At 39.9% G+C, this 17,557-nt stretch carries 16 protein-coding genes; 7 read left to right on the top strand and 9 right to left on the bottom strand.

Annotated features, from left to right (window positions below; translation table 11 throughout):
- Positions 1-3: 3 nt before the first annotated feature.
- Positions 4-132: a hypothetical protein gene (locus B4N43_RS11505; protein ID WP_276521425.1), complete on the top strand. Its 129-nt coding sequence runs from the start codon at positions 4-6 to the stop codon at positions 130-132.
- A gap of 19 nt (positions 133-151) precedes the next feature.
- Here B4N43_RS11505 and B4N43_RS11500 read toward each other — a convergent pair whose 3' ends face one another.
- The 3 genes from B4N43_RS11500 to B4N43_RS11490 form a co-directional block, all read right to left on the bottom strand.
- On the bottom strand, positions 152-1,138 hold the full coding sequence (locus B4N43_RS11500; protein ID WP_088162291.1) for a Gfo/Idh/MocA family protein: 987 nt from the start codon (positions 1,136-1,138) through the stop codon (positions 152-154).
- Positions 1,139-1,230: 92 nt separating this feature from the next.
- A complete protein-coding gene (locus B4N43_RS11495) occupies positions 1,231-1,713 on the bottom strand; it encodes a YdeI/OmpD-associated family protein (protein ID WP_075993494.1) in 483 nt (160 codons plus the stop codon).
- Between the two features lie 19 nt (positions 1,714-1,732).
- Positions 1,733-2,689, bottom strand: coding sequence for an aldo/keto reductase (locus B4N43_RS11490; RefSeq protein ID WP_286734913.1), 957 nt, complete (start codon positions 2,687-2,689; stop codon positions 1,733-1,735).
- Between the two features lie 309 nt (positions 2,690-2,998).
- Between B4N43_RS11490 and B4N43_RS11485 the strand changes: the two genes are divergently transcribed.
- The 3 genes from B4N43_RS11485 (at position 2,999) to B4N43_RS11475 (ending at position 7,404) form a co-directional block, all read left to right on the top strand.
- Positions 2,999-4,039 carry a sensor histidine kinase gene (locus tag B4N43_RS11485; RefSeq protein WP_088162293.1) on the top strand — a complete coding sequence of 347 codons (1,041 nt, stop codon included), beginning with the start codon at positions 2,999-3,001 and terminating at the stop codon, positions 4,037-4,039.
- Entirely contained in the window at positions 4,029-4,718 is a 690-nt protein-coding gene (locus B4N43_RS11480; protein WP_075993497.1) for a LytR/AlgR family response regulator transcription factor, read from the top strand. The genes B4N43_RS11485 and B4N43_RS11480 overlap by 11 nt, the downstream gene beginning before the upstream one ends.
- 154 nt (positions 4,719-4,872) lie before the next feature.
- Entirely contained in the window at positions 4,873-7,404 is a 2,532-nt protein-coding gene (locus B4N43_RS11475; RefSeq protein WP_286734749.1) for a TonB-dependent receptor domain-containing protein, read from the top strand.
- Positions 7,405-7,481: 77 nt separating this feature from the next.
- Here the strand turns inward: B4N43_RS11475 and B4N43_RS11470 are convergent, their stop codons facing one another.
- The 3 genes from B4N43_RS11470 to B4N43_RS11460 form a co-directional block, all read right to left on the bottom strand.
- Positions 7,482-8,192: an HAD family hydrolase gene (locus B4N43_RS11470; RefSeq protein WP_286734747.1), complete on the bottom strand. Its 711-nt coding sequence runs from the start codon at positions 8,190-8,192 to the stop codon at positions 7,482-7,484.
- Between the two features lie 99 nt (positions 8,193-8,291).
- Entirely contained in the window at positions 8,292-8,741 is a 450-nt protein-coding gene (locus B4N43_RS11465) for a DoxX family protein (RefSeq protein WP_286734746.1), read from the bottom strand.
- Positions 8,742-8,793: 52 nt separating this feature from the next.
- The gene (locus tag B4N43_RS11460) at positions 8,794-9,360 is read right to left on the bottom strand and encodes a Crp/Fnr family transcriptional regulator (protein WP_286734743.1); all 567 of its coding nucleotides are present in this window, start codon (positions 9,358-9,360) and stop codon (positions 8,794-8,796) included.
- 300 nt (positions 9,361-9,660) lie between these two features.
- Here B4N43_RS11460 and B4N43_RS11455 point away from each other — a divergent pair, with 300 nt between their 5' ends.
- On the top strand, positions 9,661-10,761 hold the full coding sequence (locus B4N43_RS11455) for a hypothetical protein (protein ID WP_286734741.1): 1,101 nt from the start codon (positions 9,661-9,663) through the stop codon (positions 10,759-10,761).
- A gap of 161 nt (positions 10,762-10,922) precedes the next feature.
- A complete protein-coding gene (locus B4N43_RS11450) occupies positions 10,923-11,678 on the top strand; it encodes a helix-turn-helix domain-containing protein (protein ID WP_248932041.1) in 756 nt (251 codons plus the stop codon).
- A gap of 52 nt (positions 11,679-11,730) precedes the next feature.
- On the opposite strand, the gene B4N43_RS11445 is transcribed toward B4N43_RS11450, so the two are convergent.
- The 3 genes from B4N43_RS11445 to B4N43_RS11435 form a co-directional block, all read right to left on the bottom strand.
- Positions 11,731-13,323, bottom strand: coding sequence for a glycoside hydrolase family 16 protein (locus B4N43_RS11445; protein ID WP_286734738.1), 1,593 nt, complete (start codon positions 13,321-13,323; stop codon positions 11,731-11,733).
- A gap of 279 nt (positions 13,324-13,602) precedes the next feature.
- Positions 13,603-14,436, bottom strand: a complete 834-nt coding sequence (locus tag B4N43_RS11440; RefSeq protein ID WP_145327879.1) for a universal stress protein — start codon at positions 14,434-14,436, stop codon at positions 13,603-13,605.
- Between the two features lie 81 nt (positions 14,437-14,517).
- Positions 14,518-15,918 (bottom strand): inorganic phosphate transporter, encoded by a 1,401-nt coding sequence (locus tag B4N43_RS11435; protein ID WP_088162299.1) that lies wholly within the window; start codon positions 15,916-15,918, stop codon positions 14,518-14,520.
- A gap of 473 nt (positions 15,919-16,391) precedes the next feature.
- Here B4N43_RS11435 and B4N43_RS11430 point away from each other — a divergent pair, with 473 nt between their 5' ends.
- On the top strand, positions 16,392-17,504 hold the full coding sequence (locus B4N43_RS11430) for an alpha/beta hydrolase family protein (RefSeq protein WP_286734733.1): 1,113 nt from the start codon (positions 16,392-16,394) through the stop codon (positions 17,502-17,504).
- Positions 17,505-17,557 lie beyond the last annotated feature (53 nt).

Below are 17,557 nucleotides of genomic sequence, written 5' to 3'. Positions count from 1 at the left end.
GCGATGAACAAATTCAATCAGTTGACAGTACTCCTTATGGGTGTACTGTCACTCACAGCATTGCAAAGCAATGCGCAAAATAAAACACTGCTGGTAGACCCAACAGATCGTACATGGTATCATGCTGCTTAGGATAAGAACGACGAAAACACTATGGTCTTATTGTCGAAAAGTTATCGATAATCTTCATCAGAACCAAGGCTTCCTCAATCGGAGATGGATTTGGCCCGATACCGCGGAAATAATCTACCGTACGCGAAATCATCGGCAATTGAATATTTTCAGGATGATCAAATATAAATTCCTTCTCTCCATCTCTTGTTTTGACAACAACTGAATTTCCAAAAATAGAAAAAGTAATATGCCCAAGGCTTCCTACAATTTCAACCTTATCTACCTGGTTTTCTTTGGCAACATTAAAACACCAACTTCCATTGAAGACAAGCTGATTTTCAAACAAAATGGTTCCTGTGGTCTGATCAGCTACAGCACTTTCTTTATCCTGAATCAAGCTAAAACCATCGTATGAAACCGGCATTCCAAAAAAATAGAGCATCAAATCCAATTGATGTGGGGCTAAATCAAAGAAATAACCTCCTCCCGAAACAGCAGGATCAGTACGCCAATCTCCGCCACCTTTTGTCACTAGGTCGGGCATTCTACTCTGCCATAAACGCAATTGTACCGTCCTTAACTCACCAATTTCACCATTTCCAACAAGCTCCTTAACCTTCAGAAACAAGGGCAATTGCCGCCTATAATGGGCAACTACCAACTTCCCGTCTCTTTCTTTTACTTCCTGCAATAATTTTTCTGCTTCTATCGCATTTAACGTAACGGGCTTTTCAACATAAACAGATTTCCCTCTACGCAGGGCAGATACTGCATACGCGAGATGAGATGACGGTGGCGTTGCTACATAAATCGCATTGAGATCGATATTATCGAGCAAATCGTCCGCGTCTGAATACCACAAGGGTACTTGATGTCGACTAGCATAATCAGCAGCTTTCGTCGCATCTCTTCGCATTACAGCCATTAGCTGACTATTATTTATGCGATTAAACGCTGGTCCGCTTTTTTTTTCTGTGACATCACCACAGCCGATGATACCCCATACAATTTTAGAATTATCCATAAGTATATTCAAATTATTGCTAAGACTCTGACCAATAATCCCGATATCTGGCCAGCATTACAGTACATACATCGAAGTACTGGTCTGATTTCTTAGGGCTTTTCACGTCCCACAAATCGGTTTTTACCCAAAAGAAAACCGATTGCCCTTTCGATGTTTTTTCTTCGACTATCCGCAGTTTTTAAGGAAGAAATATAGCGGATAATTTCCTTTTGCTTTGATGGAGACAATCCATCGAATACCTGCAGAGCTTCCTTATTTAGTGCAAATGCTGCTTCGAGTTCGGGGTGAGGCAAAATAGTGCGGTCTTCCGGATCAAAAGCGATTGTTACGGCTAAGGTCTCACCGATTCGTTTCGGCGAATTCGACAATATAGCCGTGTTAATGTACAGTCTCCACTCCTCCTTAAACCGCAGCAACGTCTGAACATAATCCTTTTCATTCACTTTTCCTTTCACAGGAATATATCCCTTGTTTATTCCTGCATCCTTAAATAGGTTTTCAAGAATATCCGTAGGAACAAAAACAAAAGGATTGATACCAATAATTTCCAATTGTGCTTCAAAGGCAAACATGATATGATCAATTAGGTGATTAATTATGCTTCAGAATAGTATCTATAAGCGTCAATTCATCCGTCGTAAAATCCAACCTGTCCAGGGCCTTGAGGGAATCAACCAGCTGCTCACTATTTCTCGCCCCTACTAAAACCGAGCTTACGCGTTCATCTTTCAACAACCATGCAATTGCCATTTGTGCCAATGTTTGCCCTCTTTGTACCGCAAGATTATTCAACCGGTCGATCTTCTCCATTAATTCTGGAGTGATCATTTCACTTTTCAAAAAATGTTCTTTCGAAGCACGTGAATCCGCCGGAATGCCGCCGAGATATTTGTTGGTCAGCAGTCCCTGTGCCAAAGGAGAAAAAGCGGTCGCTCCGATTCCTTCTGCCTGCAGCACATCCAAAAGTCCCTCCTCAGGTGTCCGCACCAGCATCGAATACTTAGGCTGATGAATAAGGCATGGTGTCCCCATAGCACGCAATAACGCAGCTGCTTTCTGAGCAAGATCAGGAGGATAATTGGACAAGCCTACATAGCAGGCCTTTCCTTGATGAACAATATCTCGCAATGCTGCCATTGTCTCTTCCAACGGTGTATTCGGATCAGGTCGATGATGGTAAAATATATCCACATAATCGAGACTCATCCGTTTTAAGCTCTGATGTAAACTGGCCATCAAATATTTACGGCTTCCCCAATCACCATACGGCCCCGGCCACATGGTATAACCCGCTTTAGTGGAAATTAAAAGTTCATCACGATAGCCCACAAAATCGGTACGCAATAGCTGTCCAAAGTTCTCTTCGGCACTTCCCGGAGGAGGACCATAATTATTGGCAAGGTCAAAATGGGTGATTCCACGATCAAAAGCGGTCAGCAAGGTTTTCCGGAATACAGCTTGAATATCGGTTTCGCCAAAATTTTGCCAAAGCCCCAATGATATGGCTGGCAAGAGAATACCACTCTTCCCACAGCGTCTATAGGGCATATTCTGATATCGGTTTGGATTGAATGTCACGTTACAAAGTTTATACCTGCAAAATACAAAACTATTTCCAACAGTCCAGCGTATTTCCCGCTTTCGTCTTCTTTCGCAAACCTCTTTTTAACACTATATCATTTAACAGCAGGTCATGTTTCTAACACCAAATCGATTAGCAACAGGTCATGATAACCTTAGGAAAGCAGGCTTCGATGCATAATTCTTTTTGCATAGAAACGTATTTATATTGCATATAAAAAGCAATTTATCTAAGTTTGGTCTTATCCAAAAGTAAAGGGATTAATTAGACATAACATGATTGGCAGATTCTTCAGAAAATTCTATTTACATATTGTCATCTGGACCATATTACTGCTGTTACCCTTTATAACGTATCTCTACCAGCCGGATAAGATCGCTGATTTCAAAGCCTATTCGGCATTATCGCATTTAGTAAATATTGTATTTCTAGCTACTCATTTTTACTTGCATTGCTACGTTGTTGCGCCCACCTATTTTTTTGGTCGTAGAAAGATCTTTGTACTATTAATCGCACTTGGGTTTTCCACCTACGTCGCGCTGAACTACTGCATAGTCTATTTTAATCCAGCTGGAGAGCTTGCTCATCTGACGAAGGAAAATATTCTTTTCGTACGCTTGGTCATTGGCCCGGGCATTATTTATTCCCTTTGTATGATCACGTCTTCAATGATCTTCCTCTACGATGAACAAGCGCGACAAAAGGAACTCAACAAACAGATTGCGCTTGAAAAAACAACGGCAGAACTAACGATGTTAAAACTTCAGATCAGCCCGCATTTCCTATTCAATACACTGAACAATATCCGTTGGCTCATTCGTAAACAATCACCAGATTCCGAAGACACTATTGTTAAGTTATCCGAAATGCTACGCTATATACTCTACGAAGTAAACGGCCCCAAAGTCGAACTTTTTAAAGAGATCGACCATATGCGCAATTTTATCGCCTTACAGACCCTTCGTCTTCCTATCCAAGGAAATATAACACTAGATATCGAAGACAAGGTCAAAAATAGAATGATCCCCCCATTACTCTTCATACATTTTGTCGAGAATGCATTCAAGTATGGTGTGGATAGCAAAACTGCACCACAGATACAGTTTCAATTTCAGGAAACTCAGGGTGGCATTATTTTTATATCCCGCAATAGAATCTTACAACATACAGAACCGCGTCCAAACGAAGGTATAGGACTGACCAATGTACGCAGACGATTACAATTATTGTATCCCAATCGACATGACCTCAGCATCAGAAAAACCGATGTTGGAGATTTCGAAGTCACCCTCAAACTGATGACCGATGAAGATTAAATGTATACTCATAGATGATGAACCCTTCGCACTCAATATTTTAGAAGACGACTTATTGAATTTTGAGCAAATCGAAGTCGTCCATAAATTTAATGCGACGGCCGAAGCGGAAGAATATTTAAAAAATCACGCTATCGATCTGATTTTTCTGGATATTGAAATGCCCGATCAATTGGGCACGCAGTTTATTCGCGAGCTCGCTCCCCGACCCTTGGTTATCTTCACCACGGCCTATCACCAATATGCTGTTGAAGGTTTCGAGCTAAATGCTATTGATTATCTGCTTAAGCCGATCTCAAAAGAACGACTCGCAGCTGCAGTCCGAAAAGTGGAAGAGGGTATGCTGCTCCGTGCAAAACAGCTCCCCGAACAGGATCATATTATCGTTAATGTAGAATATAAAAAGACGAAAATTTTTCTCCATGAAATCAGCTACATCGAAGGCTTGAAGGACTATGTAAAAATATACCTGGTGGACCGTGAATCGCCCCTTCTTACGCGCAGCAACCTCCGTGGAATGGAAAAAATATTACCTACAATAGACTTCCTACGCATACATAATTCTTTTATTGTCAATAAAAATCGTATTGAGCAGGTCGCCCAAAGCAAACTCACCCTACCTGAAACCGCCCTTCCTATCGGTAAAAAATATATCAAAAATATTGAACAATTTATCTAATGCTACCGCCACAAATTGAATCGATGCAATTATCCGTTCGTCTACACATTGGCCGCTTCGGTCTACAGATGATTGCATAGCTAAAAAATCCTTTTCAAATTTGTGTACTATCGAACAGCCTAATCCGCGTAGCCGGTAGAATAGCAAAGAAAAAATGAAAAGATTTATAGCAATAGCGCTAATGGCAACTGCGGTTGCTTCCGTACACGCTCAAGCCCCTGCAGGTGGTCGTCCTGCTTTCGCCATGTCCGAAGGTCAGCTCTCGGGCCAAATTGTGGACAACAACGGGAAACCTATCTCACAAGCTTCCGTGAATTTATTGAAGGTTATCAAGGATCAAGCTACAGGGAAAGAAAGGGAAATCCTGGTAAAAAGCACCAGCTCTTCAGAAAATGGAAAGTTCAATTTCGCAGCCATTTCACCAAAAGAAAAATGGAAACTAAAAATTAGTTCTGTAGGCTATGCGCCGATAGATCTTGCTGTAGACTATAGCGATAGCAAAACAACAAACAAAGATCTAGGTGCGATCAAATTGGACGATGACAACCGTAAACTCGATGAAGTTACCGTGACTGGCCGCAAGGCACTACTCGAAATGGACATCGACAAAAAAGTCTTCAATGTAGAGAAGAATATCGTTGCAGCTGGCGGTACTGCGATCGATGTACTCCGCAATATGCCTTCTGTACAAGTAGATATCGACGGAAACGTAAAACTGAGAAATGCAGCCCCTACAATTTTTGTCGATGGAAAACCTACAACGCTCACCCCCGACCAGATTCCTGCCGATGTGATCGATAAAATCGAAATTATCACAAATCCATCTGCCAAATACGACGCTTCCGGAAGTATGGCCGGTATCCTCAACATTATCCTGAAGAAAAATAAGAAAGCTGGATACAATGGTATGGTCACCTTAGGTGGAGACCGCTTTGGTGGAACCAACTTTATGGGTAGTTTAAATCTGCGTCAAAATAAATTCAATATCTCACTGACGGGAATGAATATGCGCATGCGGACCAACACCGAGGGCGACAGCCACCGTACAAGTACAATTAATGGCATAGAATCAACAGTAGATCAAGATATTGAAGGCAAAACAAAAGGTATGATTACTTTTGGCCGGCTCGGCGTAGATTACGACTTAAGTCCCAAAACAACGCTATCTGTAGCCGGCGTATTGGTTCAGGGTAAATTTAAGCCGAATGAGAACTCGTCGATCTTAACCACCTCTGGCAATAGCGAATCACGCAGCGATCGGATTTCCGAGTCTGAAAGAAGCTTTAAACCACGGGGGTTGCAGGCAGGTCTTGTTCAAAAATTCAAAACTGAAGGCGAGGAATTGTCTGTGGATTTCAATTATTTCGGCGGCAGCAACACATCCAATGGTTTATACACCACCAATTACCGCAATGCAAGCAGCGAAATCAGCGGAACTCAGATTCAAAAGAACATCGGTTCCGGTGATAATAAGTTCATGACTGTGCAGGCAGATTATGTCAAACCATTCAAAAATGGCATGAAACTCGAAACTGGTGTGCGTGCACAGATCAATAAACTCAAAAATCTCAACAATAATTCCTTAAAAGCAGTAGGCGAAGATGATTTTGAGAATATAACCGCAGCATCAGCTAACTATAACAATAAAAACAGCGTCTACGCAGCCTATGCCTCACTTGGAGGAAACCTCAAGGACTGGATATCCTATAAAATTGGGCTGCGCGCAGAAAGTTCAACGTACGACGGTGAACTTTTGAATACAAACGAAAAGTTCCACAACAAGTATCCCCTGAGCTTATTTCCTTCTTTGTTCTTGAGCAAAAAGCTAACCGAAAAAGACCAAATACAGATGAGCGTAACCCGTCGTGTCAACCGTCCGAACTTCTTTCAACTCATCCCATTTGTTGATTACACGGATAGCTTGAATATTACACGCGGTAACCCTGACCTTGTTCCTGAATTCACAACATCCGGCGAACTTTCCTACAGCCGTACACATGGAAAAGGTACATTTTTGGCAACAGTATACTATAAACGCACAAACAATCTAATTACACGTTACCTGACACAGGAACTCAATCCGGTAACGAACAAAATGGATTTCATTAATACCTATATCAATGCCAATTCCAGCAAGAATTATGGGGCAGAATTTACTTATACCAATAATCTCAAAAAATGGTGGGATCTGACTGCAGACCTCAACTTCTACAATTCCAAAATTGAGGTGGATGAGAAAACGCCTTCGGAAGGTATGTGGACAGTATTTGGAAAACTGAACAATACATTCAACCTACAGAAAAACTGGAATCTACAGCTAGCCTTTGAATATCAAGGCAAAACAAATATGCCAGTGACACAGGGACAAACATTCGGTCCACCAATGAACCAGGCGCAAAGCTCTTCACAAGGCTATATCAAACCATTCTATGGTATCGACTTTGCCATCAAGAAAAGCTTCTTGAAAAATCAGGCTGCCTCAGCAACATTGGCCATCAACGATATCTTCAGAACACGTGGCAATACCATTGTTTCATCGGGTGAAGGGTTCTCTCAAACCTATTATCGACTTTCTAATCCACAGTTGATCAAATTGAATCTTTCCTACCGTTTTGGAAAAATGGATATGAATATGTTTAAGAAAAACAAAAACCAAAATTCAATGGAAGGCATACAAATGCAATAACATGTGGATCATATCACAATCAAAAGCGGGTATTTCTTGTAGGAAATACCCGCTTTTTTATTAAACTGCGTCAAAGACTAGACGACTGTATTGGATATATTCTTCTTTTCAAGTATTTCAACAATCTCCAGTAGATCATCAATCACATAATCTGGATTTGCCGATCTGAGTTGAGCCGCATCATGTGCACCTGTTGTTATACCAATACTCAAAGCACAACCCGCTTGTTGCCCCTCCTGTATATCGATGATGGAATCTCCAATTTTCATCACCACACTCGAATCGGTAATTTCAAATTTTTGCATGGCCATATCAATCATATCTGGATAAGGTCTGTTTCGAGGTACATCAGAAGCAGTAATTAACGCATCTACATCTTTGCCAACTTTCCAATTAAGCTTCTTCAAAAGTGATTCGGCTGTCTTACGATCATAGCCCGTATTGAGCACACGCAAGATATCCCGCTCTTTCAAGATTGCAAAAAGTTCTTCCGCATTCGCATTAGGGTAAATTTCCTCGACTTCATAAGCATGTTCCAAGTCTTTCAAAAACAAAGTAAACATCCGTTGAGCCAATTCATCATCATCAACATCTAAACTATTTTTGAGCACAGTCTTAATTGCCTGTAGCTTCTCCTTACCTGCAGCATGGGCCAATACCTCTGTTAATGTCAGTTCGTATCCCCCTACCGTATTTATAGCATTTCTAAGTGTTTTATAAACAATATTATTTTCGTTCACTGTCGTACCCGCCATATCAAATACGAGCATCTTGATGGCTTCTTTCATTCTATTCAATCTAAAAGTTTAGCAAAAATAAAAAAATGTTAAACAAAACTAAACAACACTATGTTAATTTATTGCTATGCTTTGGTTAAGAAAACTACTTTAACGAACCACAAAATAATAGGTCCAGGCGATCAGCAAGATTTGGAACGGAATACGAAACCACAAATAGTTTGGACCGGCGCCCTCAAAAGTAGCCGTCTCGTAATTGATACGCCTTAAGTTTGCCCGAATATTTGTAGGTAATACCAGTAGAAAGAAGACAATTAATAGGATTCCCGTTATGCGACTCACCTGGGGAACAAATAGTCCAATTGCAGCCATGAATTCCATTAAACCGGTTCCATAGATCATTTCTTTTTTAAATGGAACGAAGTCGGATAGCATCAACATCATTCCTTTGGTATAAAGTAGGTGTCCCAATGCAGTGAACAACAGCATCACTGCCAATCCAACTTTACCCGCTAAAAGAATATCCATCTCCCCCTTCAGCAGCAATAGGATGAGATTGGAAATAATGCAAACGACAATTAAAACAAAAAATGGTTTCATCTTTTTTATAACAAAAATAGGTGCCCTTCCTTTTGTTATCAATGAACATTTGTTAATAAATTTCTTTCCTGATCCGGCTTAACGATTGCGGTCTAATACCAATATAAGAAGCCAGATATTTTAAGGGAATGTTGCGAATCAGTTCAGGTTGCTCACGCATCAAATTGATATACCTGGTTTTTGCCGAATCTTCAAGTAGCGTCAGTTCCCGTTTCATTTTTTTTAGAAAAATGTCCTCAACCGCTTTCCGACCAATTAGGTTCCCAACCGTTGTTGTTTGATATACCGCATGGAGATCCTCAAACGATATCCGCCATACAATACAATCTGTTATTGCCTCGAGATGATACGATGAAGGCTGCTGCGTCAAGAAGGAATCGTACCCACTTACAAAAGAGTTTTCGAAAGCAAATCCAAAAGTAAAATCATAGTCCAGTTTTGGGATATTGAAACGTACGATTCCTTTTTCAATAAAAGATAAATACTGTTCAGTTTTTCCGATTTCCAAAATCAGTGACTTTTTTGGAAACTCCATCTTAACAAGCTTAGCGGAAAATACTTCCCAGTCCGTATCATTCATGACAACGAGCGATTCAAAATATTCTTTGATCTTGTCCATGATTCATATTTTTTAAGAGCAAGATAAAAACTTCTGTTCAAATACATCGTAATGATTATTTACTATTTAATCGATTATTTATTTCAATAAACATACGATCTATTTTACCAAAAAATATTAACTTAAATACAGTAAACTTTAATTATGCATATTCTTAACGAAAACGCCCCAGAACGGTGGCCTGCCTTTAGAAAATTAGGTTTTCGATTTTCCTTTATTTTCATTTTGTCCTTTATTCTTGTTTTTAATAATGGTACTTATCCGTTATATGGATATATCAGCATCCCTCTTACTCATTTCATGCAAAGGTTGACTCCCTGGTTTGCAGAAAATATATTGGGCTATTCTTACGACCACAGCATCTTCATCAACGGAAGTGGAGATACCTCCTATGCCTGGGTATCCTTATCGATCCTATTCCTGCTGGCATTAGTTGGGGCGGCTTTATGGTCCATATTGGATCGAAGAAGAGCCAGCTACACAATCCTTTTCTATTGGTTAACTACAGCAATACGTTATTATCTTGCTTTTATGCTTATTCATTATGGAATGATCAAAGTCTTCTATATGCAAATGCCGCCGCCGAGGTTAACACAACTCCTGCAGCCATTGGGCGAGTATTCCCCCATGGGTCTCGCATGGACCTATATCGGTTATTCTCAAGGCTACAATATACTTATTGGTTCAGTAGAAATATTATCGGGCTTATTGCTTTTCAGAAAAACGGTGGTTGCTGGTGCACTAATTACGGTTGCGACCAGTATCAATATTATGGCTGTCAATTATTTTTATGACGTCCCCGTTAAAATGGTCTCTACAGCACTCCTGCTACTTTCCTTATTTCTACTGCTTCCCTACTTGAAAGCATTGTTCGCAATTTTTATTTCAGGAAAACCTGTACAGTTACTCCCTATCCAACAACCCCTATTCAACAAAAGCTGGAAAAGAAAAAGTTTGTTTATCGCCAAATTGGTGGTGTTACTGCTCTTTATGGTGCAACAGGGCATGGGCATATTAAGTACAAAAAAAAAGATAGCGGAGTACCAAACGAAGTCACCACTCTATGGAATCTACCGTATTGAACAAGCGGGAACACAAGGCAAATCAATTCCCGAAGATTGGCGACTTATTGTTTTCGAAATTGATAACAACAAGGTCTTAATACGCAACACAGACTATACCCCACAAAGGGAGAGCGTTGTTATTGATGCCCCCGGGAAGAAAATTACCCTAAACAATTATCAATTTGATTATCAGATCAACCCTGACGGAAATATTCTTCTGACAAAAACCTTTGATGACCATACAGCGTACATTAAACTTATTAAACAAGACGTGCAAGCACTTGAATTGATGCGGCGCAATTTCAACTGGATACAAGAATATCCCTATGGCCACTAAATAAAAATCGTAAAAACTCAATAAAACAAATCGTGCACTTAATACATCCTCAGACCAAAATAACTATGTTTAATGCTGCAAACATAACAACATGCGACGACGAGGTAGAGCATCTCGGTTTTTTATATCGAATGCGGAATATCAGGGTACACACCTACCATATGCTGAAAAGCAAAGAGGTTGTGACCCTTATCTTAATACATTCGAGCGGAGGTCGCCGTGAGATTGATCAGGGGCAACATAATATAATGGGTTATCAAATTCATCTAATGTTCCCCGGTCAGTCAAGTTCTTTCTATTTTTTCAAAGAAACCGCTGTTTATCATTTTAGAATTCCCTGGCAAAATTTTGAAAAATTATGTCATGCGCTTTCAATCAACATAAAACTCCTTAAAGATTATCCGATACTTCAGGTCACGCCATATAAATTTGAAACGCTCCGTTATGAATTCGATAAGATCCGTAATGAACTCTATCACTATCAGCCACCATTATCACTCATTTTATCACGTTTGGCAACTAGCTTACTAGAGATTAACCACTCCTTAATCAACCACATCGATAATTTAGCACCATACGCTTATCCAGCCATCCTGAATCGCTTTCTTGAATTAGTAGAACTTCATTATAAACAAGAACACCATGTCGCTTATTACGCAAATTTACTGAATATAACTGCAAAAAGTCTTTGGATGCAAACACAGCAATACATGGAGACTAGCCCCCTCAAACTGATTCATAATCGTTTATTAAAGGAAGCTATGCACCTGCTGATTTTGGGGCCCAATCCAATCAAGACTACCCTGATTGAATTGGGTTTTGAGGACTCCGCTACTTTCTCTCATTTCTTCAAAAAACAGACAAATATGTCACCTTCAGCATATCAAAAGAAACATTTACCACATAAAAAAACATAAAAATGGCTCCTACGTAATATACATGGAGCCAATATTTATTAAGAAAACTGCATTATAACGATCTTTTTTTCAACGTGATATTATCCAAAAATGCATTTCCCGTTCCTACATTGGTAAATCCGATCCGAACAATTTTTTTATTCGGATTAATCTCCTTGCCAGTAACAAAATCAAGCTCCTGTTTTCCACCTTTCTTTTCTAAATCAGGTATTAACGTCTTTAAATTCGACAACTTTCCTGTTACGACAGCGACATCATCGACTTCCACCTGCACTTTGTCTCCTTTACTCCAATAGACAAGTTTGAAGTCTTGTTGGGGATCCAAATAAACATATTGCTCTATTTTTTGACCCGGCGCAAGTACCACCGCTTTACTCCCCTTTTCGCCGCGCCCTTCTTCGATGACCGCTGCTCCTTCCCAAGGCGCAAGGCCAGACTTACCCTCAAAATCTGGATTAGGCAATTCATTACCATCTTTTAAAGGCCAGTTATACGCCCGAATATAATCGACCTCCATATTGACTCCGCCTTCAGATCCATAGGCTCCAAGAAATACGTTCAAAAAGTGGTTGGGTGAATAAATCTGATTTTTATTCGTATATTCTTTGATCAGATCTCCATTGATATAATGTTTAATACTTGTGGGTGTCCACAATACCCCATGTGTTACCCATTGTCCGACATGTTCATACCCCTCTGCAATATGTGTAGCAAGGTTACGTTGAAATACCCCTTTTTGATCAACATGTCCATGTATCACAAACTGAGCCGTAATATATTCGAAAACGTCGATTTCAAAAAGCTGTCCCTTGGGGCGAATGCCTTTAATTCCGTCGACTTCGGATCCTTCTTGAAGATAATAACGAATATCTGGTCCAGGTGAATCAAACCAAAAAGCTGTATTTGTTCCCTTGGGATTCCCCTGTCGGTTACGTCTTACCTTAACTTCAAAGTACCCACCTTTGCTGTTGTCCAATAAATTTTCATTGGACTTCCAATCGTAGGTTTGGATGGATGAAATCTTCTGGTTGCCACCCGCTGTAAAAATCCGTTTGGGAATAGTATCATTGACATACAGATTGATCGCTGATCCATTTAAAGTATAAGCGGGTTGTGGCAAACGATCATGCAACATTTCATCCTTGGATTTTGCATTCAGATAATTCAAGGATGAAAAATAGTTGGTCGTCCATTTATTCCGATTAAGTAATTGATCGTTAAATTCATCCTGCCAATAAACTTCCATACCAACAGGAACTGCTCTTGAACTTGGATTCTTTCGCTCTTCATCGAGTTCAGTATTATCCAGCTGCCATCTCTTGCTCGTATACACTTTTCCATTTGCCAAGGATTTTCCTGTAGCAGATTCTACCCAGATATAATAGGTCGTTTCAGGCTCTACCTGCTGAATATAATAACGTTTGGCACCTTCTGCCAATATCGCATTGGCTGTCTGCGGTTTCTTATTCGTTTTTGCCCAAAAGACTTTCGCTCCGGATATGCTCGGTTGATTATCCTTCATGTCTACACGGATCCAACTCCGGGTACCCAATAGCTGTAATGGTACATTTGAACTTGTCGTTTGAGCCGATAGCCCTAACGCTGACATTACCTGAATACCTGCAAGAAATAGATATTTTTTCACAATTTTCTTATTTTATAAACGAACAAACGATAGTCAATCTGCTTACGAACAGACTATAACCTTACGATAATAACGAGAATTATCAGCATTGGCAACTCTGATCAAAACGCAACCGTTTGTTCAATTTAGCGATTCCGAAAATTGGGACTTAAACAATGGATCAGACAACTCGAATTTTCCGCGCTAACGCGTTCTGCAGCATTGGTAAAGTCAAGAAAAAAGCCGCTTGGAAAATCCAAAACGGCTTGATATATAGCGTAAAAAAAGTTTCCATTCATATTATTCATGCAAAACCAAAATCGCTTTAACTGATCGGTTCAAAACTTCATTCACCGTACTACTTGCAAATAAACGGTAAATCATATTATGGTTGCGTTTGACCAAACACAGAATATCGGTCTGATTGTTTTCAACAAAGTCAATGATCGCATGTGATGGCCGTGTATCATCCTCATCCACATAATTAAAGTTGATATCTACGTTAGGAAGCAACTGACGCATTTTTTTCTCCCCATTACGCACCAGCTTTTCGTCCAAATCCCTTTCTGAGACGTGTAGAATTTCCAACTTCTTGGGGTCTGAAAGTTTTAAAATACGATTGAGCGCTTTGACATCACGAACAGACAATTTTGTTGTTTTATAATCCGTTGCCAATGTAATGACTGGAATAACCGACAGATTACTTTCAGGAGGTACAATCAAGGTCGGAATACGCAATTTTGTCACAGCCATACTCGCATTACTACCGACAATTTCTTTAATGCCTGTCGCCCCGGTAATTCCCATCACCAAAAAAGAAACATCCGTATATTCAACATACTTTGTGACTACATTACGCAGATAACCTACTTCAACAACGGTTCGCACTTTGAGGTCATTGTATTTATTTTCCTGGACCACCTGATCAGTCCATTCTTGCAAAGCAGCACGTTTTCTAGCGTAATAATCTTCTATAAAGATCGCGTTATAAGTACTGTTGTTGATCCCTTCTGTCGGGTGTATGGCATGTACAACAGCAACTTCCATATTCAAACGAGAAGCCAAAGACAAGGCGTAACGCAAAGCATGACTTGCATTGATTGAAAAATCGGAGGCAACAAGAATTTGTTTCATTTTTTAAGTTTTTAATATTTACCTGTCAATAGCCATGTGTACAAATGCAATGGATGACAAAAACATTCAGATAACAATCAACTAAATAAAAAGATGGAAGAATACAAATAGTAATAATGCCAAGCCAATTGACACGGGTAAAGTAAGTACCCAGGCAAGACCGATACTTTTGAGTGTCCCTTTATTCAGATTGCTCTTTCCTCCAGAAGCGACCATTGAACCGGCAATACCACTTGAAAGCACATGCGTTGTACTAACCGGCAAACCCAATACGGTACTGATACCAATTGTCGAAGCAGCAACAATCTCGCTTGAGGCTCCTTGAGCATAACTTAAATGTTCATTTCCTATTTTTTCACCAATCGTTACTACAATACGTTTCCAACCGATCATTGTCCCAAGACCTAAGGCGATTGAAATAGTTAAGATCACCCAGATCGGTGCAAAGTCCGTAAGATGTTTCAATTCGCCCAACTTACGATTAAGCTCCAATCGATTTTCAGGATTGATATCGATCTGTTTACTGCTCTCTAATGTAGCAATGGATTTAACTAAACCTTCAACCTCTTTTCTGAATTTAAAAGTACCGGCTTTATCCGTTACACTTTTATCCATCAAATGCAACTTGACTTGCTCAATCTCCTGATTGACTTGCACAAACATCGTTCCCTGAGCGACATTACTGGAAGCAATTGTCTGTAACACGATTTCCGTTTGATCGAGCGTTTTAATGACAGCCGCATCTGGTACGGAATGGTTTATTGCAAAACGAGCAGGCAGAAATGCAATTAAGATCAACATAAACAGTCCTACACCTTTTTGTCCATCGTTGCTACCGTGAAAAAAACTGACCAATGTACAGGTCAGTATAAGAATACCGCGTACTAACAAGGGAGGTCTGTCATCTTCTCCCTGTGGGATGTGAAAAAGTGCTTTATAACGGACGACATGCTTTAAAAAGAGCATCAATAACACCGCTAGACCAAAACCAATCAAAGGTGAGAGAATCAAAGAAAGACCAATTTCCTCGGCCTTATGCCAATTGACACCACTGCCTCCATAATACCAGGTGAAGCCTATACCAGCCCCGATAAGGGCACCAATCAAGGTATGTGAACTCGAACAAGGAATACCAAAATACCAAGTCCCTAAATTCCAGATAATAGCCGCCAATAATACAGAAAGGACCAAACAAGCGCCTACCGAAACCGGTAGTGCCATTAAAGTATCTAGAGGCACCAATTTAAGTATTCCCATAGCCACTGCGATCCCACCTGCAAAAACACCTAGAAAATTCCAAAAGCCAGACCAAGGAATGGCTACAATTGGTTTAAGTGCTTTGGTATAAATTACCGTTGCAACAGCATTCGCGGTATCATGAAAGCCATTGACAAATTCAAAGGCCACAACGGCAAATAAACAAAGGGCAAAAACAATAAGAAGTCCAGTACTAAGATCGGTTTCCCCTAAGAGAGGAATCATGTTGCAGAAAATTTGCATATTATTCTTTCATAAGATTTATGGTTGTCCTTGCTGAGTTTTTCTTACTTGCTGAGTTTTCCTTAAGGAAAACTACCGCAGGAACAATCGCTTCATTCAGCTCAAAAATAATTTTCAGATGTTAACTTTTGATAAAGGATATATTACGTTATACAACACGAAAGAAAAACTTAAAACACTGTTAACGAATCTTATTCCATCGCTATTTTATTTCCCACAAACTTTCTTAATTTTCAGGGAGCTAATACGGACTTTATAGGGACCTCATTCGGACTTCATTCGGATGAAAGCGAATAAAGTCCGAATAAGTTCCGTAGAAATAACGATTATAAAACGGATCAAAAGTAAATTTGATCGCTAGTTTTTACCCACAAAATATAGACAAACCAAAATCTCGTATAAGACCAACCGTAAAGTAAGAGCCATATTAGACCTTTTGTAAACTTTTTTCAGGAATGGACATAGCGTATCTGCGAAATACCAAGCAGAGGATTCGAGAGAATTTTAGTCCGCCATTTACAACGAAAATAGTACGATTTACCGATTCAAATCCACAGTCTACCGAAAAACGCACACTTTTTAGAATTAAACCCATTACTTTAGACAAAAGTAAATTTAACACCGAATTAATTATGCCTAAAACTTATTCATTAGACTGTTCCTTGACGAACTATTCTCCCTTACAGCGGATTACATTTAGTACGCTAACTTTTCTCATCGCTATTTATTGCGTGCTCTTTTCACAGCATACAAAAGCCCAATCTTTAGACTGGTCTACAAAAGATATTGTATTTAAGAGTGAGGGTATTAACCTGGCAGGAACCATACTTCAGCCTCGGCGTGCCCATGCTGCCATTGTCCTCATACATGGTTCTGGACAAGAGAAAAGAATGATGGAGTTTGCCTCATATTTAGCCCAAAACGGTATTGCCGTATTTACTTATGACAAGCGCGGAGTAGGAAAATCTGAGGGGACCTATGCTGGCCCTGAGGTCGGTACCAATAATATCGATTCTGCCAACCTCCACCTCCTCGCTAAAGATGCACAAGCGGCAGTAAAAGTATTCCATCAACAACTAGGGAAAACGAACATTCCTTTAGGGCTATTGGGATTCAGTCAAGCGGGATGGATCATTCCCTTAGCGACTAACCAAAATCCTTTGGTCGACTTTTTTGTATTGTACAGTGGAGCAGTTATCCCTGCCCGTGAGCAGCTCCGCTTCCAATTCTTTACAAATGGGAAAAAAGATTTTTGGGATAAACATACGGAAACCGATGCCCGACAACATGTAGCGAATGATCCAGATCGCTATCAATTTACAAATACCGATCCGATGACATCACTTAAAACGATAACAACTCCAGGACTCTGGCTTTTTGGATCCAAAGATATCCAAATACCTGTAGGCTTATCGATTGAACATATCAATGCACTGAAAGCACAAGGAAAGCCCTTCGAATATTGCTTATTTCCTTTATTAGATCACAATACAAGCCTTTCGGCATCGCGTGAACCAAGTGCTATTGCATTGAATTGGATCAAAAGTCAACGTAAAAAAAAGTCATAAAAAATGCCTCTTGACAACGATTCATCTGCATAAAATCAAGCATTAAAAAGGCC

The organism is Sphingobacterium sp. UBA1897 (assembly GCF_002337775.1).
Lineage (GTDB): Bacteria > Bacteroidota > Bacteroidia > Sphingobacteriales > Sphingobacteriaceae > Sphingobacterium > Sphingobacterium siyangense.
Note: the sequence above shows the minus strand (reverse complement) of the source record. Positions and strands in the feature narration are given on the sequence as shown.